Source organism: Magnetospira sp. QH-2, from assembly GCF_000968135.1.
Classification (GTDB): Bacteria; Pseudomonadota; Alphaproteobacteria; order Rhodospirillales; family Magnetospiraceae; genus Magnetospira.
In genome coordinates, this window is sequence record NZ_FO538765.1 from 3480964 (window position 1) to 3506717 (window position 25754).

General features: G+C 59.1%; 22 protein-coding genes and 1 tRNA gene. 10 read left to right on the forward strand and 13 right to left on the reverse strand.

Features of this window, described 5'->3' with window-relative positions; translation table 11 throughout:
• The first annotated feature begins 38 nt into the window (after window positions 1-38).
• Window positions 39-2270, forward strand: coding sequence for a type I secretion system permease/ATPase (locus MGMAQ_RS16310; RefSeq protein WP_052716481.1), 2232 nt, complete (start codon window positions 39-41; stop codon window positions 2268-2270).
• Window positions 2267-3736: an HlyD family type I secretion periplasmic adaptor subunit gene (locus MGMAQ_RS16315; protein ID WP_052716482.1), complete on the forward strand. Its 1470-nt coding sequence runs from the start codon at window positions 2267-2269 to the stop codon at window positions 3734-3736. The genes MGMAQ_RS16310 and MGMAQ_RS16315 overlap by 4 nt, the downstream gene beginning before the upstream one ends.
• Here the strand turns inward: MGMAQ_RS16315 and MGMAQ_RS16320 are convergent.
• Window positions 3733-4365, reverse strand: a complete 633-nt coding sequence (locus tag MGMAQ_RS16320; RefSeq protein ID WP_052716483.1) for a transglutaminase-like cysteine peptidase — start codon at window positions 4363-4365, stop codon at window positions 3733-3735. The two genes, MGMAQ_RS16315 and MGMAQ_RS16320, sit on opposite strands and share 4 nt — an antisense overlap.
• A gap of 86 nt (window positions 4366-4451) precedes the next feature.
• Here MGMAQ_RS16320 and MGMAQ_RS16325 point away from each other — a divergent pair, with 86 nt between their 5' ends.
• On the forward strand, window positions 4452-6536 hold the full coding sequence (locus MGMAQ_RS16325) for an HD domain-containing phosphohydrolase (protein WP_046022386.1): 2085 nt from the start codon (window positions 4452-4454) through the stop codon (window positions 6534-6536).
• On the opposite strand, the gene MGMAQ_RS16330 is transcribed toward MGMAQ_RS16325, so the two are convergent.
• The 7 genes from MGMAQ_RS16330 to MGMAQ_RS16360 all read right to left on the reverse strand — a co-directional run bounded on the left by MGMAQ_RS16330 (window position 6528) and on the right by MGMAQ_RS16360 (window position 14670).
• Entirely contained in the window at window positions 6528-8045 is a 1518-nt protein-coding gene (locus MGMAQ_RS16330; RefSeq protein WP_046022387.1) for a glycosyltransferase family 39 protein, read from the reverse strand. The two genes, MGMAQ_RS16325 and MGMAQ_RS16330, sit on opposite strands and share 9 nt — an antisense overlap.
• A gap of 34 nt (window positions 8046-8079) precedes the next feature.
• The gene (locus MGMAQ_RS16335; protein ID WP_046022388.1) at window positions 8080-9057 is read right to left on the reverse strand and encodes a glycosyltransferase; all 978 of its coding nucleotides are present in this window, start codon (window positions 9055-9057) and stop codon (window positions 8080-8082) included.
• Window positions 9058-9238: 181 nt separating this feature from the next.
• The gene (locus MGMAQ_RS16340) at window positions 9239-10285 is read right to left on the reverse strand and encodes an AbrB family transcriptional regulator (protein WP_046022389.1); all 1047 of its coding nucleotides are present in this window, start codon (window positions 10283-10285) and stop codon (window positions 9239-9241) included.
• Window positions 10286-10299: 14 nt separating this feature from the next.
• Window positions 10300-11559 (reverse strand): CaiB/BaiF CoA-transferase family protein, encoded by a 1260-nt coding sequence (locus MGMAQ_RS16345; RefSeq protein ID WP_046022390.1) that lies wholly within the window; start codon window positions 11557-11559, stop codon window positions 10300-10302.
• 12 nt (window positions 11560-11571) lie between these two features.
• Window positions 11572-13092 (reverse strand): tripartite tricarboxylate transporter permease, encoded by a 1521-nt coding sequence (locus MGMAQ_RS16350; protein WP_046022391.1) that lies wholly within the window; start codon window positions 13090-13092, stop codon window positions 11572-11574.
• A 15-nt stretch (window positions 13093-13107) separates the two neighbouring features.
• Window positions 13108-13608: a tripartite tricarboxylate transporter TctB family protein gene (locus tag MGMAQ_RS16355; protein ID WP_046022392.1), complete on the reverse strand. Its 501-nt coding sequence runs from the start codon at window positions 13606-13608 to the stop codon at window positions 13108-13110.
• A 75-nt stretch (window positions 13609-13683) separates the two neighbouring features.
• Window positions 13684-14670 carry a tripartite tricarboxylate transporter substrate binding protein gene (locus MGMAQ_RS16360; RefSeq protein WP_082085492.1) on the reverse strand — a complete coding sequence of 329 codons (987 nt, stop codon included), beginning with the start codon at window positions 14668-14670 and terminating at the stop codon, window positions 13684-13686.
• A gap of 126 nt (window positions 14671-14796) precedes the next feature.
• On the opposite strand from MGMAQ_RS16360, the gene MGMAQ_RS16365 reads away from it, so the two are divergent.
• Window positions 14797-15696, forward strand: coding sequence for a LysR family transcriptional regulator (locus MGMAQ_RS16365; protein ID WP_052716485.1), 900 nt, complete (start codon window positions 14797-14799; stop codon window positions 15694-15696).
• A 235-nt stretch (window positions 15697-15931) separates the two neighbouring features.
• Here the strand turns inward: MGMAQ_RS16365 and MGMAQ_RS16370 are convergent.
• Window positions 15932-16019, reverse strand: a tRNA-Ser gene (locus MGMAQ_RS16370).
• A gap of 121 nt (window positions 16020-16140) precedes the next feature.
• Between MGMAQ_RS16370 and MGMAQ_RS16375 the strand changes: the two genes are divergently transcribed.
• Window positions 16141-16599: a hypothetical protein gene (locus MGMAQ_RS16375; protein WP_046022393.1), complete on the forward strand. Its 459-nt coding sequence runs from the start codon at window positions 16141-16143 to the stop codon at window positions 16597-16599.
• 2 nt (window positions 16600-16601) lie between these two features.
• Here MGMAQ_RS16375 and MGMAQ_RS16380 read toward each other — a convergent pair whose 3' ends face one another.
• From MGMAQ_RS16380 to MGMAQ_RS16395, 4 genes are all read right to left on the reverse strand, one after another.
• Entirely contained in the window at window positions 16602-17507 is a 906-nt protein-coding gene (locus tag MGMAQ_RS16380; protein ID WP_046022394.1) for a U32 family peptidase, read from the reverse strand.
• 4 nt (window positions 17508-17511) lie between these two features.
• Window positions 17512-18504, reverse strand: coding sequence for a peptidase U32 family protein (locus tag MGMAQ_RS16385; protein ID WP_173427180.1), 993 nt, complete (start codon window positions 18502-18504; stop codon window positions 17512-17514).
• Entirely contained in the window at window positions 18501-19166 is a 666-nt protein-coding gene (locus tag MGMAQ_RS16390) for an SCP2 domain-containing protein (RefSeq protein WP_046022395.1), read from the reverse strand. The genes MGMAQ_RS16385 and MGMAQ_RS16390 overlap by 4 nt, the downstream gene beginning before the upstream one ends.
• Window positions 19167-19268: 102 nt before the next feature.
• Window positions 19269-20408, reverse strand: a complete 1140-nt coding sequence (locus MGMAQ_RS16395; RefSeq protein ID WP_046022396.1) for a hypothetical protein — start codon at window positions 20406-20408, stop codon at window positions 19269-19271.
• A gap of 167 nt (window positions 20409-20575) precedes the next feature.
• Here MGMAQ_RS16395 and MGMAQ_RS16400 point away from each other — a divergent pair, with 167 nt between their 5' ends.
• The 5 genes from MGMAQ_RS16400 (at window position 20576) to MGMAQ_RS16420 (ending at window position 25745) form a co-directional block, all read left to right on the forward strand.
• Window positions 20576-21649: a hypothetical protein gene (locus MGMAQ_RS16400; protein WP_046022397.1), complete on the forward strand. Its 1074-nt coding sequence runs from the start codon at window positions 20576-20578 to the stop codon at window positions 21647-21649.
• A gap of 21 nt (window positions 21650-21670) precedes the next feature.
• The gene (locus tag MGMAQ_RS16405) at window positions 21671-22300 is read left to right on the forward strand and encodes a class I SAM-dependent methyltransferase (RefSeq protein ID WP_052716486.1); all 630 of its coding nucleotides are present in this window, start codon (window positions 21671-21673) and stop codon (window positions 22298-22300) included.
• A gap of 82 nt (window positions 22301-22382) precedes the next feature.
• Entirely contained in the window at window positions 22383-24053 is a 1671-nt protein-coding gene (locus MGMAQ_RS16410; RefSeq protein WP_046022398.1) for an NAD+ synthase, read from the forward strand.
• A 4-nt stretch (window positions 24054-24057) separates the two neighbouring features.
• Window positions 24058-25434 (forward strand): cysteine--tRNA ligase, encoded by a 1377-nt coding sequence (gene cysS, locus MGMAQ_RS16415; protein ID WP_046022399.1) that lies wholly within the window; start codon window positions 24058-24060, stop codon window positions 25432-25434.
• Window positions 25434-25745: a hypothetical protein gene (locus MGMAQ_RS16420; protein ID WP_046022400.1), complete on the forward strand. Its 312-nt coding sequence runs from the start codon at window positions 25434-25436 to the stop codon at window positions 25743-25745. The genes cysS and MGMAQ_RS16420 overlap by 1 nt, the downstream gene beginning before the upstream one ends.
• Window positions 25746-25754: the final 9 nt, after the last annotated feature.

A 25754-nucleotide genomic window follows, 5' to 3' on the forward strand; every position in this document is an offset into this window, starting at 1 on the left:
CGTATAGAGGGGCGCTGAATCCAGGGGGATTCTAGATCATGGCTGTAGGCGGAGAAACGGACCAGACGCCAACAGCCGCGAGCCCGGACCAACAACCGGAGCCCCGCTCAGGACCACAAGCCGATGACTCGGTGGTGCTCTCCGCGGTGGAAAGCGATCCGCTGCTCGCCTGTCTGGAATTCATCAGCGCTTTCCATAAACGTCCCTACTCCGCCAAGGTGCTGGTGGCCGGTCTGCCTGTCGGTCCAGAGGGCATGACCCCGCAGATCTTCCTCAAAGCCGCCGAACGGGCGGGCTTCCGGTCAAAAATCGTCAAACGGTCTTTTTCCCGCATTCCCATTGATGTCTATCCGGTGGTGGTGATGCTGGCCTCGGGGCCAGTGGTGCTGGTCCGTCGAACCGAAGACGGCCGAGCCATCGCCTTTCTACCGGAAACCGGATCGGTGGAAACCGGGTCCCTGGATGAGCTGATCGAGAACTACACCGGCTACGCCGCCTTCGTCCGGCCAGAGGTGGTGCTGGAGGATTTCGAGCAAAGCACCCGGGACGACGACAAGAAACACTGGTTCTGGGGCACCATCTTCAAAAGCAAAGGCCTCTATCTTCAGGTCATGCTGGCTGCCGTGGTGATCAACATGTTCGCCATGACCGTGCCTTTGTTCACCATGAACGTCTATGACCGGGTGGTGCCCAATAACGCCATCGAGACTCTGTACGTTCTGGCCATCGGCGCCGGGCTCGTCTTTGTCTTCGATTTTATCCTAAAGACCCTGCGCGGGCTGTTCATCGACCTGGCGGGCAAGCGGGCCGATGTCATCCTGGCCTGCCGTATTTTTGATCAGCTGTTGGACATGAAGATCGCCTCGCGACCGCAATCGGCGGGGGCCTTTGCCAGCACCTTGAAAGAGTTCGAGAGCGTTCGGGACTTCTTCACATCGGCCACCCTGATTTCCTTCGTCGACCTGCCCTTTGCCCTTTTGTTCCTGCTGGTCATCTATTTCCTGGCCGGGCCGCCGGTGTTCGTGTTCATTGCCGCCATTGGGCTGGTGCTTGTCTATGCGCTGCTGGTGCAGATCCCCTTGGGCCGGGTGGTTCGGCGCTATTACAAGGAAAACCAGCAGCGCCATGGCATCCTGATCGAGACCATCAACGGCCTGGAAATCATCAAGAGCATCGGCGCCGAAGCCCGCATGCGCTACCTGTGGGAAGGTCTGGTGGGTCTGACCGCCAAGTCGAGCCAGTCATCGCGGGCCTGGTCCATGTCGGCACAGAATTTCGCTGCCTTGATCAATCAGGTCTCCAATGTATCCGTGGTGATCGTCGGCGTGCATCTGCTGGTCGAGGGCGAAATGACCATGGGCGGCATCATCGCCACGGTTATGCTCGGCTCACGGGCCTTGGGCCCCTTCACCCAATTGTCCCAGCTCTTGGTGCGGTTGAACCAGACCCGGGCGTCCCTGGGCGGCCTGAACAGCATGATGCAGGCCGAGGTGGAACGCCCGCCGGAGAAGCGGTTCTTGCACCGCCCGACCCTCGAGGGCTCGGTGGCCTTCGACCATGTCTCCTTTACCTACCCGGGTCGCGAAGCCCCGGCCCTGCGCGACATCTCGTTCAATATCAAGGCTGGGGAGCATGTGGGCATCATCGGGCGCATCGGGTCTGGCAAGAGCACGGTGGCCAAGCTGGTCATGGGCTTGTACGACTCGCAAGATGGCATGGTGACGATCGGCGGGACCGACCTGCGCCAGATCGACCCGGTGGATCTGCGCCGGGAGATTGGCTACGTGCCGCAGGAACCGTTCCTGTTCCGCGGCACCATCCGTGACAACATCGCCGCCGCCGCGCCCCATGTGTCGGACGAAAAGATTCTCAATGCGGCCCGGCTGACCGGCGTTGATGAGCTGGTCCGGCAAAGCCCGTTGGGTTACGACACCCCGGTGGGCGAGCGGGGCGACGGCCTGTCCGGCGGCCAGCGCCAGGCGGTGACCCTGGCCCGCGCCATTGTCCGTGACCCGGCCATTGTGATCATGGATGAACCGACCAGTTCCATGGACGCGCGCACCGAGGATGAACTGTTCAAGGGCCTGAAAGACAGCCTTAAGGGCCGGACCTTGTTGCTGGTCACCCATCGGGGGTCGCTGCTCGGGCTGGTGGACCGGCTGATTGTCATGGACTCCGGCACCGTTGTTGCCGACGGACCGCGTCAGAAAGTGGTCGAGGATCTAGCCAAGGGACGCGTTCGCAGCTCCAAGTCGGGAGCCGCAAAATGAGCCGCAACATTCTTTATCGTATGTTCAAACCTTTCATCGTCTGGGGCAAAAACCGCGGAGACGACCTGAAAGAAGCATCTCCCTCGGCGGCGGTGGAAGATACCTTTTTTGCCTCCAAACAATGGATCAAGAGCCAGACCGATGGCGTGGCCCGCCCCGAAGACGCAAGCTATATGCGCAATTTGAAGGCGGCCTCGGTTCAAACGACCCCATTTTGGACCCACCTTTTGTTGGTCACGGTGGTGTTGTCGGTGGCCGGTGTGATCTATTGGGCCTCGGTGGCGGACCTGGACGAAGTGGTGACCGGCATGGGCAAGGTCATTCCGTCCAATCAGTTGCAGGTGGTGCAGAACCTCGAAGGCGGCATCGTTCAGAGCATCCATGTGAAGGAAGGCGATCTTGTATTTGCCGACGATGTATTGGTGACCATCGACCAGACCCAGTACAAGTCCAAGTTCCGCGAGCAACGGGCCAAATACCTCGGCCTGCTGGCCTCCCAGACCCGCATGGAAGCGGAACTGGCGGGCCGCGACACGGTCATCTATCCCAAGGAAGTGATGGAGGAGGCACCGGAAATCGCCCGCAACGAAGATCGCCTGATGAAGGCCCGGGCCACCGAACTGGGCAGTTCCATCGCCGCGCTCAAGGATACCTCCACGCAGCGCCAGGCCGAGATCCGCGAGATTCAATCCCGGATCGGCAATCTGGGCAATCAGTTGGGCCTTTCCAACAAGCAGGTCAAGATGATCCGGCCCATGGTTAAGGCCGGGGCCATGTCGGAGTTGGAACTGCTGCGCCTGCAACAGGAAATCGCGGCCTTGCAGGTGGAAGTGAGTGCCGCCAAGGACAGCCTGCCCCGGGTGCGGGCCGCCGCCCGGGAAGCCGAAAACCGCATTAAGGAACGGCGCAATAAGTTCCTGTCGGAAACCCAAGCGGCACTGGGCGAAACAAACATCGATATCAGCGCCCTGGAAGAACTCATGGGGGGCGAGGAAGACAAGATCCGCCGCTCCGAGGTCCGCTCACCGGTCAAGGGGACGATCAGCAAGATCAACGTCACCACCATCGGCGGCGTGGTCAAGCCAGGCATGGATATCGTCGAAATCGTGCCCATCGAGGACGCCTTGTTGGTAGAGGCCCGTATCCGCCCCGCCGACGTGGCCTTTTTGCACCCCGGTCAGCAGGCAACGGTGAAGATTACCGCCTATGACTTCGCGGTCTATGGCGGCATGAAGGCGGAGCTGGAACATATCAGCGCCAATACCATTACCGACGAGGAAGGCGAGGCCTTCTACCTGATCCGCCTGCGGTCAAAGGGCAAAATCACCGGCAAAAAGGGCGAGGACCTGTCCATCATTTCCGGCATGCAGGCCGAGGTGGATATCATCACCGGCAAGAAAACCGTGTTGGCATACCTGATCAAGCCAATCATCCGAGGCGCCAACAGAGCGCTGCATGAGCGTTAGCTCTTGCGCTTTTTTTTCGGGCCCCCCCGATGGCGCCACCAGGCCTTTTCATTGATGGAGAACTTGGGTTGGTAATGATGGATACGATCGGCAGGCGTAACCAGGACCACTTGATTGTCCAAAACCATGATGTCGTTGTCCATGTACACGGCAAGAATGGCATGTCCGGCCCGCAGGTTCAGATCCTGAACCGCCACCACGCGCATTTTCGCCGGGTCGAACCCCAGTCTCTTGAGCGCCATGTACTTGGTGATGGCATAGTCTTCACAGTCGCCGTTGCGGGCCAGGAACTCCGTCGGCGTGGCCCAATAATCCTCGACTCCCCAGTTCACCGGATCAACGATATACGGCTTGCGATTGGCAAAACCGTTCACTTTCTCCAGCAGTTTCTGCTTCGGCAACTTGCGGTCGGTTTCGGCCAGAAAGGCTTTCCAGTCCGCTGTCTTGATCAGCGCCCCGCGCGAACGGCGCACCACCTTGGTCCATTGATCAAAGGCTTTCAAATTGGTGCTGCGGTATTCCTTGGAATTGAAGATCCCCGGCTTACCACGCGCTTGAGCCTCGGACCCTGGCAGGAATCCGGCCATGGCTGAGGCACTGAGCAGCGTTAGAAAAGCCCGACGGTTCATGAGGTGCGTTGTCTCGTCATCATCACTGGCCCTTGAGTATACCTCGAAGACCCATCTGGAATCACCTTTGTATTGGGAGACCCCTCTTGTCGACAGGTATTGAACAAAAAGTCCGGCGCGCCATTTTGATCGGGGGCCTGGTATTGGGTGGTGTCACTGTCCTCGCCATCATCCTGTCGATCACCTTCGTGGAGAGCCAGAAGCGGCGCGATCTTTTGGCCTGGAACGACCGCCTGTCCCTTGTCGCCGATAGCCGACTGGCCGCCCTGGATGGCTGGCTGAAAGGTCAATGGGCCGTGATCGAGGAAATTGCCGGCAATGAGTCGGTACGCCTCGCCCTGATGGAGGGCGCTGGCGACGGCGTGCTGGGCGAAGAGGAGCGCGCCAACCTGGTCTCGGAAATCCAATACCTAAGCAATTACCTGAATGCCACCGCGCGGCGCGAAGGCTTCATGAGCGAAATTCAACCGGTGGCCGCCAATCTGGACGGCGGCCCGCCGGTGGGGCTGGCGGTTCTCGACGCAACGAATCGGCCGCTGATTGCCAGTGGCCGATTCAGCGGCCTTGAAACCGTGGTGCGAGACGCCGCCATTGAAGCGCGAGACCGAGGCCGGGCGTTGATTGATCTTCGGGCCTCGACAGCCGGACCCGTCCTCGGCTTTGCCCATGCCATCCAGCCGGTGATGGGACTGCCCGATGCGCCACCGGTGGGGGTGGTGGTCGGATTGCGCCCCTTGGGTGAGTCCGTCTGGACCCTGCTCGCCCAGCCGGGCGATGTCAGTGAATCAGGCGAGACCTATCTGGTCCGGCGCCAAGGGGATCGCATCGATTATCTGTCCCCTCTGTCCGACGGCACCGGGGCATTGAAGCGCAGCCTGACCATGAGCGCCGACCCAAGCTTGGCTGCCGTCCAGGCGCTCACCAGCCCGGGTGAATTCCATGAGGGCCTGAATGCGCAGGGGCTGCCGGTGCTGTCCGTGTCACGCCCCGTGCCCGGCACGCCCTGGCTGTTAATCCGTAGTGTCACCCGCGCCGAAGCCTTGGCCGAAAGCGAAGGTCGGGCCAGCTTGATCCTGGTGGTCTTTTTGCTGCTGATCGCCGGGTTCGTGGGGGCCGTGGTGGCTGTCTGGCGGCACGGGACCAGTCTGCGCGCCGAGCGGGCCGCCGAAGCACAACGCAGTCTCGCGGCCAAGCTGGAGGGAATTTTGCAATACCTGCGCGTTGTGTTGGACAGCCAGCCCACGGCCATCGCCGCCTTTGACAAGTCCGGTCGTTACACGCTGGCCAACCGCCATGCCGCGGAAATGGCGGGTCTGGCGGTGCAGGATATCGTCTCCAAACCCCTCGAAGGGGCCATCGGCCCGGCGGCGGCCAAGCCCATCTTGGATACCAATGCCGAGGTCTTCGAGACCGGCGAACCGCACTGCCATGTGCTGACCCTGCGCACCCGGGACGAATTGCGCCTGCACAAGGTGGATCACGTTCCCCTGCCCGACGATGGCGAAAAAGGCGACGGGGTTCTGGTCATCGCCGAGGATATAACCGAGCTGACCAATGAACAGCAGCGCAGCCGGGATCTAATGTCGCAGCTGGTTGCCACCTTGGTGGAATTGGTGGACCGACGGGATCCCAATACCGCCGACCATTCGGCCAAGGTGGCCCGGGTGGCCGCCGATATCGCTGAAGAAATGGACCTGTCCGAGCCACTCAAGGATACGGTTACCCTGACTGGTCAGTTGATGAATGTGGGGCGCATCTTCGTGCCCCGCGAGGTGTTGACCAAAAAGGGCAACCTGACCGAAGCGGAACAGGCACAGGTGGCCGATTGTCTTGCCGTTGGAACCGATATTTTGGACCATGTCAGCTTTGATGGGCCTGTGGTCAAATCCATCCGGCAGGTCACCGAGCATTGGGACGGCAGCGGCGCCAACGGCCTGAAGGGCGAAGATATCACCAAGCCTGCCCGCATTGTTGCCGTGGCCAACGCCTTTGTCGGTATGGTGAGCGCCCGCGCCTATCGCGACCCGAAACCTTGGCCCGAGGTGTCGCGTATTCTTTCAGAACAGTCCGATCATCTTTATGACCGCGCCGTCGTTGTGGCATTGATGAATTTGGTCGAGAACCGCAACGGGCTGAAGCGCTGGGAAATCAATAATGGTCGATTATCTTAGCCGGTCAACCAGAGGAATCACGGTGAGCTCCCCACCGATAAAGTGACCATCACCCACGCCTTTTTCCTGTTCAATATCAATGTCTTCGACCTTGAACTTTCGGACAACGGCCCAGATCCTTCCGGGAGTTTCCGCCCGATGATGAGCGGCATACCGGCCAAAGACGTATCGAACGCCCGCGTGATCGATGTGGTCCTGTCGGGGAATCAATCCAAGCCGGTCCACCCACTTCGGTCCGAGTTTGGTTTTTAGGGCTGTCCAGGCGGCATTGTCCGTCAATGGCCGGATCTGTAGCGGATATCCCCAGCGGGGGGCCACGCCATATCGCATGATTCCCCAGAAAACAGCCATTTCTGGGATGACCACCATGTCTCCTTTATTCACATGACGGGTCAAATACTGGGCTGCTGGTTTCAGGTTTTCCCCCCGCTGAGGTTTTTGAACCCACAGTCCGGTATAGATGGCGATCACGAGGCAGGCAATTACCGTCGCCACCTTTATCCCCCCCCATCCCAGGCGGGAGACGGCAACCCCCGCGCCCAAAGCCAGGAAAGGGATCAGATTCGCCTGAAAAACCGGCGGCTTGAACATGGGCCTACCCAGCGCGCTAATGGCGATACAGACCAACAGAGCCAGACAGGGAATCAACACGACGGTGAGCCTCGTTGCTTTCTCTCTAAGCCCCAGCGACGCATAGACCATGAAAGCAAGCCCGCCAATCCATGGCATCGCCTGCTCGCTCAGGCCCAACGGGATCATCAGACGGGCCGGATAGTCGATCAAACTGAAAAAGCTTGGCAGATGCAAAACCTCGGTCCCCCGGACCAAAGCGCTACCAACCACCGGCAGCATGAATAGCATTGTCACGACCTGCGCCAAGAACCAGTGGCGAAGCCGCTTGCCGTTCGTGGTCGGCCATTGATCCACCAATGCCGCCAGGGCGAAAAACGCCGCAAAATAGAAACCGATGGCATGGAGGTAGGTTTGCGCAAACTGAATTAGCAGCAGGCCCATCAACCACCCGCGAGACCCGGTTCGCAGGAATTCCCGGTTGGCATACCAACAGATCAAGGCGATGACCGGAACCAGACCATACATTCTCAGGTTGCCGGTAAAATCGGAGAATGTCGGCAACACCGCGAATAACCCGACGGCCCACAAGGCCGCCTTGGCGCCGTAAATCCGCCAAGCGACGCGGTATAGAACCGCGCAGCTGATGACCCCGAAAAACACCGAGCTCAACAAGATCCATTTATCGGAGCCGAAGGCCAACGAAGACCAAAATCCCAAAATCCAAAAGTACAATGCAGGGTGAATATCGTGCCGCAGAATCTCGACGAAAAACGCTGGAAACGGCTGAAGCCCATGCGTAATGGCAATAATCTCGTCCAGCCATAATGACTCCCGCCCGCTCCAATAAAAGAGCGCGCAAGATAGGCCGAATAGCGTTAGAACCGCGGGAAATAGCCTGTCATGTTTCGCCTTGAAAAAGATCATGGCTTCCCGCATTCAACTGAAACTATGCCCCGACGTCGCCGGAAGCCTATTCATTGGTTTTGGTTATGCCTTTGTCCGACATGGGAAATGGCCCGGGTTCGGCAAGATATCTCATGCGCTTCATTTCCTGCCGACCGCGCGTGACCGTATCGAGAATCATGCCACTGGCCAAACTGAGGAACGCCAAAATCATAATACCGGTCGCCAGGATGGCGGTTGGAAACCGAGGAACAAGGCCGGTTTCCATATACGTGATGACGATGGGCACCGCCAGAACGATCGCTGCCAGAACCAGAACGGCGAAGATCGCCGAGAAGAATGGCAAGGGGCGCTCTTCCTTGACCAGTTTGACGATCATCAGGAGGATACGCCAGCCATCCCGAAAGGTGTTGAGCTTGCTTTCCGAGCCTTCCGGACGGGCATGGTAGGGCGTATCGATCTCGCAGGTAGCCATCCGCAGTTCAAGGGCGTGAACCGTCAACTCTGTCTCGATTTCAAAGCCGCTGGACAATGACGGAAAAGACTTCACGAAGCGTCGGGAAAAAACCCGATAGCCCGACAGCATATCCTTGAACCGCCACCCAAATATGGAGGCAACCAGCGACGTCAGAAGCCAGTTGCCGAAGCGGTGACCAGGCCGATAGGCCCGCTGATCCCTGGTGACCCGTGCCCCGTTGACCATATCCACGCCATTTTCCGCATAGGCCTGCAACAGGGCTGCGACGCTCGGAGCGTCGTAGGTTCCGTCGCCATCCACCATCACATAGGTATCGGCCTCCACATCGGCGAACATCCGCCTGACCACATTGCCTTTTCCCTGAAAAGGCTCCATGCGCACGATGGCTCCGGCTTCGTCAGCGATGGCGGCGGTATTGTCGGAAGAATTGTTGTCATACACATAGATCGTGGCATCAGGCAGTTCACGTTTGAAATCCGCGACCACATCGCCGATGGCGGCGGCTTCATTGAAACTAGGGATCAAAATGGAGATACGACCAAAGTCGAACTTTTTGCCGTTGACCATCTGGTACCCCTTTCTGACTCCGTTGGCATGAGACCAACCCATCGCGGCGCTGTTTGCACAAAGCGATCCCTTTCGCAACCGGCGGGTCGGACTCTTTGGCAAATCCAGATTGGATGTTAGTGCATGTCCGGCCTCAGGGCTATTGAGATCATGGTTGCGAGGACCCATGGCATACGGCCATTTACCGAGATTTGTCCTTTAGCAGCGTTCCCAAAACAGGGGCGGCAAGAATGCATATTCCGATCCGCAAGAGATGATGAATGACCACATACGCGGGGTCTATATCCAGAGCCAGCGCGATCAACGACATTTCCGCGATGCCGCCCGGCGAAAATGCGAGAAGACCGGCAATAAACGGGATGCCCGTGACCAAGTACAACAGACCCGCGGTACCAGAAGATATCAGCAACAACAATCCAACGCTAATCAAGGTGTGCCCTGCAAGACGCGCGAGGATGCGATGATCAAATCCGGCGAACCGGCTGCCGATCGAACAGCCCAGCACCCATAACCCAACGGCGAGCAAAGGCCCCGGAATGGCGACCGTTACCGTTGCTGTGATATAAAGGGGTGCAATGCAGACCAGCGGCCCCAGAAACTGTGGTGCAGGCAAGCCCATTCGGTGCGCCACGTAGGTGCCAAGACCCGCGATCAGCATCACCATGCCCAACTGAACCATGTCTGCGTCCAAGCCGGACGTCAGCATGTCGGATTGGTCCCGTTGAACATCGAAGACGCCCCACAGAATAAACGTCACAATAAAGACCGCAATGACAATGCGAAGAATATGGGAAATGGCGATGCGGCGTTCATCCCCGCCACTTGTACCGCCGATGGCAATCATCACCATCAAGCCGCCAGGCACGGCGGCGAATATGGATGAGATGCGATCGAGTTTTGCAACTCTATGAAAATAGAACCCGGCAATAGCCGTTGAAATGGCAATGTAAAGGGGAACACTGGCCAGGCTTAATGGCCACTGTGCCATGCTGGTGACCACATCCGGCGTAAATTTACTGGCGAGGAACGCGCCGAGTATCGTCATGACGGACGTTCGCAAACCATCTGGCACGTTGATCCGCGCCCCGGCAAGCCCGGCCACCATGGTGGCGAACAAAGGACCCAGCAACAATGCCAACGGTATGTTGAGAAAAACAGCCACAAGGCCGCCCGTCGCACCAATTGCCAATGCCAGGGTAATGGATCGCACTTGAGACGAAACGGTCATCCGGGGGCAAACTTTCATTGCCCCAGTGGAGCAGACGATTGTTCAATAATATTCTGAGACAGCAGATTTTGAATGTGATTTTCGTCTATGGCAAGTTCATGCAGAATTTCCACGCTATGTTCACCGCGCCTTGGTGGGTTGAGGTCGGGGGCATGAACCTCTGCTTCTCCGATGCGAAATGGCAGCGAGGGCACGGTTACTGATACGGCTTCGTCCCCACCGGGATTGTGGAGAAAATGACGGCTTGTTATTTGCGGATCTTCCAAGGCTTCAGGCAGCCTGCGTACATAGGCCGCAGGCACCCCGGCAGCCAACAAAGCGCTTTCCCACTCCTTGGCTGAACGCTCGGCAAGCGCCGCTGTCAGCAAGCTCTCCAAGACCTCGGCGTTTTTGGCTCGTGCGGGACGATCCGCGAACCTTGGGTCGGTTTTCCACTCTGATCGCACAAGCACATCAGCCAAGGCCTGAAATTGATGCTCCTCATTGATACCAAGGCTGAGCATGCCGTCGCCGGTTGGAAAACTGCCCGCGGCCGGGCTACGGCTATTGGCCGCGTTGCCGCGCTTAACGGGAGCATTACCAGTGGCAAGGAAATCGGTTACGGTTGAACTCATCAACGTCATGGCGGTTTCCAACATGGACACGTCAATGAATGTTCCTTCTTGGGTCTGGGTACGCTGGAACAATGCCGAAGCGATAGCGAACCCGGCGGACAGTGCCGTACCGTAGTCCATGATCGGCGCGCCCGTACGTGTCGGCCCTGACCCTGGTTCTCCGGTCATGGTCATCAAGCCGCAGGCTGCCTGGATATTGACGTCATAGGCCGGTGCGTCCGCCTTGGGACCATTGCGTCCATATCCCGTCATGGCGCAATGGATGATTTTGGGATTGATCGCCGCAACGGTTTCATATTCCAATCTCAAAAGCTTCAGCAAGCTGGGGCGATGATTTTCAACAAAAACATCGGCACTTTGCAGAAGTTTCTTCATCACCTCGTATCCTTGCGGATCGGCGATATCGATGGCAATGGACCGCTTGCCGCCGCCTTGGGTGAGAAAGGCGGTACTCAGGCCCGCGCTTGATCGCTCGCCATCCGTACCACCCCGAAATCGCGTACTGTCACCCCGCCCGACGGTTTCGACCTTGATGACATCGGCCCCCAATGAGCTGAGAAAATAGGCGCAGGCCGGACCTGCCAAGACATGTGTGAAGTCGATCACGCGCAATCCCGAAAAGGGGCCGTTCCCGGATCGTTTTGAAGAGACCTGTGTCATTGCGTAACCTCCTCAACCGATGTCTTTTGTTGCAATCGAACGGGACGCCTTGCGCCATGTGCCGTAGGCGCGAAATGCCATCACGCCGACACCAAGGATCAAGAACCCGACAACGACCGGTCGCTCGAAAAAGATGCCTGCACCGCTGTCGGATAACAAAAGAGCTTGGCGATAGGCCTCTTCGGCTCCTTTCGCGAGCACGAAAGCGATGATGAACGCCGCAGCGCTGAAACCGGTTTTACGCAACAGGTATCCAATGACGCCAAACACAAGGGCGACGCCAATATCAAAAGCGCTTTGTCGGGCCGAGTACGAAGCCACAAAGGCCGTCAGAAAAATGAACGGATATATAAGGCGTGCGGGAACTTTGCCGATGATTTTGCCAACCATGGGTCCGGCGTAAAAGCCGATGAGCCCATACAGTAAAATTCCAACCAACCCAGCGGCGAACAATCCAAATATCAAGTCGCGCGATGTTTGAAAGATCATGGGGCCGGGCTGGATGCCATGGATCAAGAATATACCGATGAGGATGGCGGCGATGGTGCTGCCGGGCACGCCCAAGGTGAGCAGGGGAATCATGGAAGGGCCTGAAACGGCATTGTTGGCCGACTCTGGCGCGGCGATTCCTTCAATAATCCCCGTGCCCCATTTTTCTTTGAATTTAGAACGCCGCCGTTCTTCACCATATGCCACGAATGCGGCAACGGAAGAGCCGAGTCCCGGCATCATGCCGATAACGGACCCGACCACGGATGACCGTAACATAATGGGTATGCACCGTCTGATTTCCGACCAGGTCAGGCGGCTGCCTTCCTTTGTATCGGCGATCGTGGGACTGGTTTTTTCAGAGCCGTTGGTTTGTTTTTCCAGTTGAAAGATGATTTCGGAAATGACGAATACGCCAATCAATAGCGGCACCAACGAGAAACCGTTTTCCAGTTCCAACTGACCCAAGGTCATGCGGGGCTCACCGGTTATGGGATCAAGACCGATTAAGGATATAAGCGCGCCGAACATGGTCGACACCAAACCCTTGATAACGGATTCCGTCACCACACTGCCGATCACCAGGAAGGCCATCATATAAATCGCGAAGTATTCGGGCGGACCAAAGCTTTCGGTAAAGCTGGCGATCAAAACCGCGCCAAAAATCAATATGATCTCGCCGGTGAAATCACCCACAACGGACGCAACGCTCGCCATCTTCAACGCCTTGCCGGATTTGCCGGCCAGGGTCATGGGATAGCCGTCTTGCATGGTGCCAGCCGATGCGGCCGTTCCTGGCGTGTTAAACAAGATCGCGGAAATGGACCCGCCGAAACGCCCGGATTTCCCGATGACATACAAAAACGCCAGCGCCGTCAGGGGGTCCAGGTGAAACGTAATGGGCATCAACATGGCAATGGCCGCCGCCGCCGTCAGGCCCGGCAACGCCCCAATCACAACACCCACGAACGCCGCCAGCACGACAAATCCTAAAGCCATGGGGTTGTCGAACAAGAAGACGAAACCGTTAAACAGGTCGGTCATCTCAATCCCTCCGGCTTACAAAAAACTTGAAACGTCAATGAGCCAACCCGGCGGATCGTAGATGCCCAGTTGTTTGACAAAGACGACGTAATAGATAGCCGTTCCAATCAGGGACATGAGGATCACGGGAATGGGACGCTTGTTGCCGAACAGAACCAAACACATCACCAATACGACGAAAGTCGACAATGCGTAGCCCAATGCCCCCATCAAAAAGAGATAGAAAAAGCCCAATGCGGTCAGCACGCCGATACGAAAAAGCATGCCCGTGAGGGATACCTGTGAAGCCTGATTTTGGGCCGGTTCTGGCTCTTTTGGCGCATTGATCGTTGCGGCATAGGCCATGCCGATACCGCCCAGGATCAACATACTTACAGACAAGACCAGGGGAATGAATCGGGCGCCAACGCCATCGTCATTTGAAGGCGGGATCGTGTTGGCTAAGGCAATAGCCATCAACGAAAGGACGACGATCCCCAAAGAAATGAGAAATTCATGATTTTTCATGACCGGCATGATGGACCCCTATAAAAGGCCTAAAAAAAGGGCGCGGATACTCTGATCGGATATCCATGCCCTTGAGTGGGGAGGTTACTTGGTGAAATTGGCGTCAACAATCGGTTTCATATTGGCCATCAGGTTTTTGACAATTGCCACGCCCTCTTCGGGCGACTTGTAGTATCCGACGGCCCCCGTCTTCTTGATCAGTTTCGGATAGCCCTTGTTCGTCGCCGCCGCTTTGATGGCCTGGGAAAGCTTGGTGGCCACATCCTTGGGCAGGTCCTTGTGGCCCCAGATCACCATGGGCGCGGCTAGATCAAGGTTGGCCAATGACTGTTCGCCGAACGTCGGCACATTTTTGTAAACGCCGTCCCGTTCCGTGGAGGCAACACCCAAAGACTTCAGCTTTGATTCAAATCCCGCCAAAAGCTGTATACCCATGAAGCCAAAGTCGACTTGCTTACTCGCAACCGCGTTGCGTGCCTTCGAGCCGCCTTTAAAGGGAACCGACGTCGCTTTGATGCCGTTTGAATCCAGGAAACCAAGACCTGCGATGGTATGCGAACTTGTCTTGCCCGGGTTGGACCAACGCAGCTTTCCCGGATGGGATTTTGCGAAGTCCACCAGTTCCTTTGCATTGTTAAACGGGCTATCGACAGGAACAATCAATCCAGAAACCAACTGACCGATCACGCCCAACGGCTGGAAGTCTTCCAGTGCCTTGACCGGGGCTTTGTCGCCATCGATGAGTTCCCGGGTCGAAAAACTGGCCGCGCTGATCACGTACAGGGTATATCCATCCGGTGCGGCCCGCTTAACCGCTTGGGCCGCCACCATGCCACTTGCGCCAGGCTTGTTGACCACAACAAACGGCATGCCCAAGGACTCGTAAACAAAGCTCGAAAGAGCACGGGCGTAGACATCCGTTCCGCCGCCCGCTGAGAAACCAACCATCAGCTTAATAGGTTTCGTCGGGAATTCGGCCTGAGAAGGCGATGCGAGAATCCCAAGTGACAAACCAAATGCCACGGCAACCGCTGCGGCGGACTTCGTGGCCCTCCAGATAAACTGTTTCATCTCATTCTCCCTAGCGATGCAAAGCCGATATGGCCGCCTAATTCGTAGGCGATGGTTTCAGGTTAGTTGACGATACTTGTTCTGAAAAATATAATTATTCTATTATATCTTTTGGAAATTCGAAGAATGAATCTGAAAAGCCTCCGTGTTTTTGTATATGTCATTGATGAAGGCACGCTCGCGCGGGCATCGGAGCGGCTAAACCTCAGCCAACCCGCGGCAAGTCGCTTGCTGTCGTTGCTCGAGCATGAACTTGGCATCACATTGTTTTTTAGAGAGAAAAAACGATTGGTGCCGACCCCGGAGGGGACCTTGTTCTATGCCGAGGCCGTGCGGATTTTGGCTTCCGTCGATGGTATTCCGGCCTTTTTCGACCAGATTAAAGAGGATGCGTCCGTGCCTCTGCGCATCGTTTGTCATTCGCGAATCGTCAACGCATTGGTCTTGCCGTCCATTGCCAAACTATCGCGCCGGAAACCCGAGTTGCGCACCAAGCTCGAAGTCTATCCCCGGCGCAATCTGGCCCGATGCATCGCTCAAGGTTTGTATGACATCGGAGTGGGGGCTCTTCCAATTTCAACGGCTGAACTGGACCTACACCGTTTATGTTCGTGCGATGTGCAGATTGTTTTGCCAAAGGGGCACCCACTATCAAAAGAAACCGCACTGACAACGGAACAATTGTCACAGCTTTCTTACATCGCGATCGATCGCAGCACCCTGATCCGCCGGATCGTGGACAAGGCGCTGCTTCAAGAAGGATCATCTTTGGAACCACACCATGAGGTTTCCGTCGGTTCTGCCGCTTACCGTTTGGTTCTTGAAGGACTTGGCTTTACGTTTGCCGATCCCGTTGCCGTCGAGGAAGATTTAAAACAGCACCTCTGCTTCATCCCCTGGGATCAGACAGCCTCCATCGAATTCGGTCTGTTCTTGCCGAAAACAATTCGTCGGCATCACTTTGTCGAGGGGTTTATCGATTGCATGCATGAAACCGTGAAAGAGGCGACAGCGTCTCATGCATGACCCATTGAGAGGTTTGACCTGAGCCCCAACCTTGGACCGCCGGAGAGGAGAGTTTTCCGGGGCCAATGGTCCATGGTCCGGTCTTCCGCCACCAGACCAGCACGGTAAATTGCCGCGCCGCCAGGGCCATACACGAACACGCCCCTTTGCAACGCTCAAAGTATGGGCCGTGGCGTAGGCAAGATATACAATCGTTGGGGAATTTTCTTTTAAATCAAATCTCTAAAAAGAGATTTGGCGGAGAGACGGGGATTCGAACCCCGGTAAGGTTGCCCTTAACACGCTTTCCAAGCGTGCGCCTTAAGCCACTCGGCCATCTCTCCTCTAAGAAGGGCCGCAAACTAGCCTAACTCCCTGCATGCCGCAAAGGTTTTTTCGAAGCAGTTGCCCCCGGGACCCGAATTCCGGCACAATCGAATTCCCTCGGCCCCGATTGGACGGCAAATGCATATACCCTATTTCCTTGGCCTGCTGCTCTGCGGCTTGGCGGTCCTGCTTGCCGGGATTGAGACCATGTCGCGCATGCGACCCGAAATCGGCGGCGTTTTGATCGCCACAACGGATCTTTGGCGGGCGCTGGATCCGGACACATTCATCGCCTTCCGACAGGCCATCCCCCGGGGAATCTGGGTGGACGTGGTGGCACCCTTGTTCCAAGCGCCGGTTTGGCTGCTGGTGGGCGGACCAGGCTTGATCCTGGCCTGGGTATTCCGCAGCAAGAGCCCGGAAGATCTGGCGGAACTGGAAGAGTCGCTGTTCCTGTTCGATCGGCTGGCCGAAGAGGCGGAACAGGGTGCACATGACCCGCCGGCGGATATTGCCGAGGCGCCCGGGTCCGACGAGCCCATGCTGCTGACCGAGGCTGACCGGGTCGAACCCAAGGACCCGGCCGACAAAATCTAGCGTTACTCGACGGCCAGGTCGCCCACCGCCGCCACGCCGTCGGTGCCATGGTAATAGCCATTGGAGAACGGCACGCCGCCGGAGAGGTCATCCAGTTCGGCAATCGCTTCCGCGGCCTCCATATGGCCATCGAGCAGACGGCGGTAAGCCTGGGCCACCGCCACCATGTCCATGTCCTGGGCCGCCAATCGGTAGTGGTTGATTCCCATGCGCGCCAGTTCGGGGAGTTCCCGGACCAGATTGACATAGGTGTAGGACAGGGTCTGGGTGCCATTGACGGCCAGGAACGGCTCACCGTCCATGGTATCCAGGTCCATGCCGTCCGGGTCGTCGCTACAGACGTACTGGCAGGAATCCTTGTGCAGCTCGCGCGAGCGGGCATGATAACAGCGCGCCGAAATGGCCAATGGCAGACGCCCGAAGACCTGCACCTCCAACTCCGCCAACTCGGCGGCGGCCAGGGCACGCAGGGAGGCCGAGGAAAGCTCTCCCGGGAGCGATACCCGAGTGGCGCCGTTGCGGGCCAGGTAGGACAGGGTGCCCTCGTTGTAAACATTGACCAGCGGCCCCACCGTATGCGGACGCCCGGTCAGAAAGGAGACCGCCGACAGGTCGTTGGCCTCGACCATGATCTCGGAGTCGGTGCACAAGGCGCGCACTTGCTTTTCCTCGCGTTCGGACATGATCAGGGCGAGGGTGGAGAGCAGCACCTCCTTGCCCGCCGCCTGCAAGCGCTCGATGGCTTCCGGGAGGACCGGGTCAAGAAACGGCTGGCGCTTGGAACAGACCACCTCGCCAAGGCAGACCGTGTTCACCGGCGCCTCGTCGGCGATGCGGAAATAGAAGTCCCGCCAGCGTTCCGGTTCCCAGTTATAGTAAACCGGGCCCAGGGTCAGTTTGCCGCTCATGGGACTATCTCCAGGTTTTGCGGTAGGAACCGGCGGTTTCGGTCTGGCCCTCGGTGAGCCCCGACAGGTCCATGTCCGGCACCGGTTCACCCGCGGCCGCCAGATCCACGGCTTGGCGGAAAGCCTTAACCACCTGCGTCACATAGGCCCGGCCCCGCTGACGGCCCTCGATCTTCAAGGCCGTGACACCGGCCTGCATCAATTCCGGCAACATGCGGATGACATTCAGGCTGGTCGGATCCTCGAACAAATAAGAGGTCTTGTCGTTGGCGGTGAAACGGCCCTTGCACAGGGTCGGGTACCCGGCGTTCTCCGAGGTCTCGAAACGGTTGATGGTGAAATCGCCCAGGCGCGAGGTCATGCGGTCGCCCTCTTCCACGTACTGCACATGGCTGGCCGGGGAACAGACCCCGTTCATGTTGGGCGACTGGCCGGTGACATAAGAAGACAAAGCACACCGTCCTTCGGCCATGACGCACAAGCCGCCAAAGACGAAGACCTCGGTCTCCACGTCGATGCGCTTGTTGAGCGCGGCGATCTCGGCGATGGTCAGCACCCGGGGCAGCACCACCCGTTTGATCCCGAATTCCCGAACATAGAAAGAGATGGCTTCGGCATTGGAAGCCGAGGCCTGCACCGACAAATGGCGTCGCAGATGAGGGTGATTGCGCGCGGCATAGTCGGCCAAGCCGATATCGGCCAGGATCACCGCGTCGGCGCCCAGGTCGGCGGCGTCGTCCACAGCTTGGTGCCAGGGCGCATGGTTGCCCGCCTCGGGAAAGGTATTGATGGCCACCAGCACCTTGGCGCCATGGGCATGGGCATGGGCAAGGCCGTCTTGCAATTCGATGCGGCTGAAGTTCAGGCCGGGAAAGTTGCGGGCGTTGGTCTCGTCGCGGAAGCCCAGGTAGACCGTGTCGGCGCCTGCTTCGACGGCGGCGCGCAGAGCGGCCGGGGTGCCCGCCGGACAGACCAGTTCCAGTTTCCGGTCACTCATGGGACGGCTCTCCGGGAGCGGCGCGAGGCCTTGTCCAGGGTGGCGACTTTCTGCTCCAGGCGTTTCAGGTCGGCGGCCTGGGCCTCGGCGCGGCGATCGGCGGGAGCGACAACGGCGGCGCGCAGCAGATCCAGATCCCGGGCAAAACGGCGGGCCAGCCTTTGGCCCAGAGACAGGGCATGGCGGGCCGGGCGCGACGCCGGGCCGAGCAACGACAGCACATCCTCCACCAAATCGACCTCCGCCCCGTCCACGGCGTTGCGCAGGGCCACCACGGCTTCGGTATCCCCATCGAAACGCAGCTCGCGGGTGAAGAACAGGGCATCGCCGTCGATGCGGCCTTCGAGCAGATCGATGAGGGACAGCAAGGGGCCGCGAATTGTCGCCGTAACATCCTCCGGTGTCTCATCGGTATCGGCAATGGCGCGCAGGGTCGGGTGGGCCGCGTCCGCATGCAAGATAAAGCGAAGCGGCAGATCCAGCGGATCAATCATCACCGTCGGCGTCTCGATCCCCGACAGGCGTTCGAACAGGTCCGGATGGCGTCGGCGCAGCAGGGTCATGGAGAGATCCAGCAAAGGCTGCAACAGGGCAGGCGGCAAGGGTCGCAGGACGAACCCGGCGATCAATACCGGCGAAAACGGCGGCGCGGGCTCAGTCATGGCACGGCTCCCCATGGATCAATTTCACAAGCATGGCGCGGACTATAGCCACCCCAAGAGGGGGCTGCAACGGAATTGGCAACAGACGATCCGCCTCGCGCCCTAATCCTTGATGCTGCCGAGAATCTTAGTGGCCTGAGACAAAGCCTCCTCGCCGAAGGTTTCACGCAGCTCGGCCAGGGATTTCGGGTTGCTCATGGCATCCTGCAATTCTGAAAACAGAGCCTTGGCCAATTGATGGAATCCCACCGGGGTCAATTTCCACTCCTCTTCGTCGGCCAGGTCGCGTCCGGCATCGAAAGGACGCAGGTTGCCGTTGACGATGGTGATGAACCATTCCTGACGCCGTTGCAGGGCGGCGAAAAACGGGATGATATGCATCAGCACGTCGCGCACCATGGCCAGGGTCTCGGCATCGCCATAGACATCGCCCCAATGGAAATCGGCGCCCTTGGTGGATTGAACCCTCTCGACGATGGACCGGGCGCGCTCCTGGTAGCCCACCGAGGCATCCAAGCCGACCATCTGCTCCATGCAACGCAGGAATCCGGGGATGATCCGCCGCGACAAACAGTCATCAGGCAGGTTTTTGGTCCCGTCCTCGGGAAACAGGCTGGAGACCTGCCGCACCATCAACCGGTCGAAATGGTCGCTGCGCGCCTTGTTGATCTGCTGCCGTTCCAGCACCTGCCCGAAATCGGAAAAGGCATTCTTGAACACATTTTCCAAGGCCCCGGCCTTCTTACCGAATTCCGAGCCCATGGTTTGCAGGTCCTGCACACTCAACGATCCCCCATTGCGCTGTGCCTCGGCCATCAGCCGCCCCATGAAGGATTCGGTGACCGCCTCCACCAAAACCTTGCTTTGGCTGCGGGCCGCCTCCGCTGCCGCGTCTTCCACCCGACTGGATTCAGTCGGCTTCTCGCTCTCTTTCCTGGACGCCGGTTTGGGCGGGGCGACAACCGCCTTGGGTTTGGCTTTCGGAGTCGGGGGCGGGGTCGCATCTTCTTTTTCGCCTGCCTGCGGCACCGAGCCTGCCGGTGTGGGGCGCTTGCCCATGGAGACACGGGCCGGAGCAGATGGCGTCGAGGGCTTTTTCGCCGGAGCGCCGGCCGCGTCGGTGTTCACGCCACCTTGCTTACCAGAAGAAAAATGCACTTTCTGCCCAGCCTGGGCGGGGATGAAAATCTGCGCGCGGGCGACCTTGTCGGTGGCGCGGGGGGGAGTCTTTTTGTCGGCCATGTTCTGACTACCTGGGCTTCAACCATGCTGCTAACTGGATCTGCCGCACAGTCTAGCAGGCCCCCGGGGCGCCGTCATGTCCCTGATGCGGGGACGGATCCTGGCTCCCTCCTCGCACAGTCGCTATAGTCCCGGTAGCGAACGAGCAATCATCAGGGAGGATCGTTATGACCGCAACAGCGTCCATGACCCGATGGCGGATTGTATGGCTGGTGTTGGTGGCCCTCGGCTTACCGACCAACGCCGTTGCCGAGCGAGAATTCGTCAAGCAACCGGTCATTGTCGATCAACGCGTCGCTCCGCGGGTTATCTACATCGAGAACCCGCGTTTTCCCAAAGTCTCCGATCAGGACCTGCGCAGAATCCTCGCCTCGGCCAGCGCCTTGGTGCGGGATCATTTCGGCATCACCGTCGAACAGCCTCAGGATATACCAGTCTGGCAGATCGACCCGGTTTTCCTGGATCTACAGGCCAACAAGCCCGAGATCTTTGATGATCTCATCGGTGATTTCCGCAACGACCGAGTGGATTGGACGGTTGTTCGGGAGAATTTAGTCAAGCAGATCAAGAAACAAAAGGATCCATTGTCGGCTCAGATCGATTTTGTTCGCCCGCATTTGGTCAATCCGCTCACTGCCGACAACCTGGACACCTTCGCCGATGCCGTGATCGAAACCTTTCGCACCCGCCTGGCCCATTGGACCACCGCCACCCTCGCAGACGGCTACCCGGTGATCGGCAAGGTCGCGGGACGCCCCGACTTGCCGCTCAACGAATACGGATTCTGGACCTTGATGGCCAAGCGCGGCATTCCGGCGGAAATCGTGTTGACCAATCAGTTGGTGGCCAGCGTCGAATACATGCCGATCCCCATCCATACCTCCATCCGCGGCGGGATCACCGGTGGGTCCGCCGAGTACAATCCCAAGTCTTCTCTGGGCACCACGGTCTGGGTGTCGCTCTTCCCCTACCTGTCCGACAATCCACAGATCAAGACCCTGCGCAACGGCGACGGCTACGACCACGACAATGCGCTGGCCTATGCGGGTGCCATGCTGGCCCACGAGATGGGGCACCAGCTTCTGCAACTGGGTCATCCCTGGTCCAACGACGCCTGCGTCATGCGCCCGGCGGAAGCGCTGGACTTCGCGCCCTGGGTGGCGAAATTCGACGCGGCGAAATGCCCGGTGGGGTCGAGTGAGGCCATGACCCCGGGGGTCGTTAAGGTACCAATCTGGTAATCAGTCCGTGAGGAGATTTAGTTGGGACACAGCTCGCATTACGGCAAGGTTTACACTGCCTTGATGATCGGCAAACTCGCGGCGGCGGACCGGATCGGATCCGTCGTGGATTGCGGTTGCGGCAGCGGGACTTACAAGAACCTGTTAGGCCCCCTGTTACCCAGGGCCCGCTGGATTGGGGTCGAGGTCTGGGAACCCAACATCCTCCGATTCGGGCTGGAACAGCTCTACGACGAAATCATCCCTAAGGATCTGAGGGACATTTGTTGGGAAACACTGCCGCCGGCCGACTTGGCCATCTTCGGCGATGTGCTCGAACATATGCCGGAAGAGGATGCCGTTGCCCTGGTTACCAAGGCGAGGCAGAGGGTGCCCTATATTCTGCTATCGATCCCCGTGGTCTCGTATCCTCAAGGCGCCGCTCATGACAACCCCTATGAGGTTCATGTCAAGGAGGACTGGGACCATGGCCAGGTGTCGAGCCGTTTCTCCCCTATCACCTCCTACTTCATCCATGATCATATCGGGGTCTATTTTCTGGCGACCAGCGAGCAAGCCATTCGGGATATTCGTGCACTGCAGCCCGTGGTGGCGGCAATGCTGCGGGACCAGTTTCCGCAGGATATCATGGCCTGGGGAACCCATGGCTAGCGGTAGGGCGCATCCACGCAAAAACTTGCCCTGGCTCGGCTCTTGAGGCATACCGGGCAAAACTCGAGAGTCATAGCAAACCATGCCGCCAACCCTGACCATCGCCCTGGCCCAGAACAACCCCACCGTTGGCGCCCTTGACGTCAACGCCGATCTGGTGCGTCGCGACCGGGCCACGGCCGCTGACCTGAACGCCGATCTGGTGGTGTTCGGCGAATTGAACATGACGGGCTATCCGCCCGAGGATCTGGTCCGCAAGCCCGCCTTTCAGCGACGCATCGAGGCCGAGGTGAGTGCCCTGGCCCGGGAAACCGCCGACGGTGGCCCGGCCCTGCTGGTCGGCGCGCCCTGGCGTAGCGGCGGTAAGCTATGGAACGCCGCCTTGTTGCTGGGCGACGGGCGGATTATGGAGATCCGCGCCAAGCACCACCTGCCCAACTACGGCGTGTTCGACGAAATGCGCGTTTTCGACGCCGGACCGTTGCCCGAGCCCATGAACTTCCGGGGTCGGCGCCTGGGCGTGATGATCTGCGAGGACATGTGGTATCAGGACGTGGCCCGCCATTTGGCCCTACAGGGTGCCGAGATGCTGATCGTGCCCAACGGCTCGCCTTTCGAAGTGGGCAAGGCCGGGCGGCGCATGGACCTGGCGACGAGCCGCGCCCGGGAAACGGAGCTGCCGCTGATCTATGTGAACCTGGTCGGCGGCCAGGATGAGTTGGCTTTCGACGGCGCTTCTTTCGTCAGCGACCGGCAAGGCAAGATCCTGCGCCGCGACAAGGGCTGGGACGAATCGGTCATTGCCACCCACTGGACCTATGACGACAACCGCTGGCGTTGCACGCCGGGGGAAGTGATCGACAAACCGGGACAGATGGAATCCATCTATCGGGCCATGGTGGTCGGCCTGCGCGACTATGTGAAAAAAAATGGCTTTCCCGGCGTGGTGCTGGGGCTGTCGGGTGGCATCGATTCCGCCTTGAGCGCCGCCGTGGCGGTGGATGCCCTGGGGCCTGAGCAGGTTTTGACGGTGATGATGCCTTCGCCTTATACCAGCACCGAAAGCCTGGAAGACGCCTCCGAGGTCGCCCGACTTTTGGGGACACGATTGGAATCCATATCCATTGGCCCGGCCATGGAGGCTTTCGGCACCATGCTGGATCCGCTGTTCGCCGAAACCCAGGCCGACACCACGGAGGAGAATATCCAGTCGCGCTCGCGCGGCCTGTTGCTCATGGCCCTGTCCAACAAGTTCGGCCATATGCTGCTGACCACCGGCAACAAGTCGGAAATGTCGGTGGGCTATGCCACCCTCTATGGCGATATGTGCGGCGGCTATTCGGTGCTCAAGGATCTCTACAAGACCACCGTTTTTTCCCTGTGCGAATGGCGCAATAACCATCGCCCCGATGGCCTATTGGGCCCCGACGGTCCGGTGATGCCCCAACGGGTAATCGACAAACCGCCGTCGGCCGAGCTCAAACCCGATCAGACCGACCAGGACAGCCTGCCGCCCTATGACGTGCTCGACGCCATCCTCACCGGACTGGTGGAGGACGAACGCTCGCTGGAAGATCTGGTCGCCGACGGCCATGACCCGGACCTGATCAAACGCGTCTGGCGATTGCTCGATCTGGCTGAGTATAAACGGCGACAGGCGCCGCCGGGAGTGAAGATCTCGGCCCGCGCCTTTGGCCGCGACCGCCGCTATCCCATTACCAATGGATTTACCAAGCTGGTTTCGAAAGGCTGATCCCGTGACCCTGCGTATCCAAGACACCCTGACCCGCCAGAAAGTCGAATTCCAGCCGGTAACCCCGGGAAAAGTCGGGATGTATGTCTGTGGACCCACGGTCTACGACTATGCCCATATCGGCAACGCCCGGCCGGTGGTGGTGTTCGACGTGCTCTATCGGCTGCTGGATCACCTCTATGACCAGGTGACCTATGTGCGCAACATCACCGATGTGGATGACAAGATCAACGCCCGCGCCGCCGAGTCCGGGGAATCCATCCGCGCCATCACCGAGCGGACGGCGCAGGCCTTCCACGACGACATGGCGGCGCTGAATGCCTTGAACCCGACCATGGAGCCCCGGGCCACCGACCATATCGCCGAGATGCAAGAGACCATCCAGCAACTGATGGACGCCGGGCACGCCTATGAGTCCCAGGGCCATGTGCTGTTCGACGTGCCGTCCGATCCCCATTACGGCTGCCTGTCCCACCGTGACCAGGAGGAAATGCTGGCAGGGGCACGGGTGGAAGTGGCCAACTACAAGCGGGACCCTTCGGACTTCGTGTTGTGGAAACCCTCCAAAGAAGGCGAACCGGCCTGGGATAGCCCCTGGGGCGCCGGACGCCCGGGCTGGCATATCGAATGCTCCGCCATGTCGGCCAAGTATTTAGGGGACACGTTTGATATCCATGGGGGCGGGCAGGATCTGATCTTCCCCCACCACGAAAACGAGATCGCACAAAGCACCTGCGCCCATCCGGGCAGCGGCTTTGCCAAGCACTGGATGCACAACGGCTATTTGATGGTCGAGGGCGAAAAGATGTCCAAGTCCTTGGGCAACTTCTACACCGTCCATGATCTGCTGACCGAGTTCCCCGGCGAGGCCATCCGGCTGGTGCTGTTGCAGACCCATTACCGAGGTCCGCTGGACTTCACCAGGGATGGCATCGCCGTGGCCCGCAAGAGTCTGGATCGGCTCTATACCGCCTTGCAGAACGCTCCCGTCGATCCCATCGATACTGAGCCACCCGTCGAAATCGTCGAGGCCCTGAAAGACGACTTGAACAGCGCCGGGGCCATTGCCCATCTGCATGAATTGGCCGGTGCCCTGAACAAGGCCGCGCCTGACGCCCAGGCCGAGATCAAGGGCAAGCTGCTGGCCGGAGCCAAGATCCTGGGCCTGCTGGAGCAAGACCCGGACGACTGGTTCCGCTGGCAGGGCGCGGCGGCGGACGACGGGCTGGACGACGACGCCATCGAGGCTCTGATCACCCAACGTTTGGAGGCCCGCAAGGCCAAGGACTTCGCCACCGCCGACCGGATCCGCGACGACCTGAAGGACCAGGGCATCGTCCTGGAAGACGGTCCCGGAGGCACCACCTGGAAGCGCGGCTGATGGCGGACGACCCGGTCACCAAAGCCATCGCCGTGCTCAACGACGCGCTGAAGCGCGACCCGGAAGCCATCACCAAGTTGATCAACATGCGCGCCGACTGCGCCAAGTCCCTGGCCGACCACCCGACCATTCAGACCATCGTTCTGGATGGCTCCCACAAGGTGGGCCTGATGGGCCTGCTCAACGGCATCCTCGGCGATTCCCCTTCCGGCGTCATCGGTGCCCGGGGACGGCAACTCCCTTCGGGGCTGTTCACTTCGGTGACCGAGTTCGTGGATCTGCGGAAGGGGAAGGTGGATCTGTTGACCTGAGGGGGACTT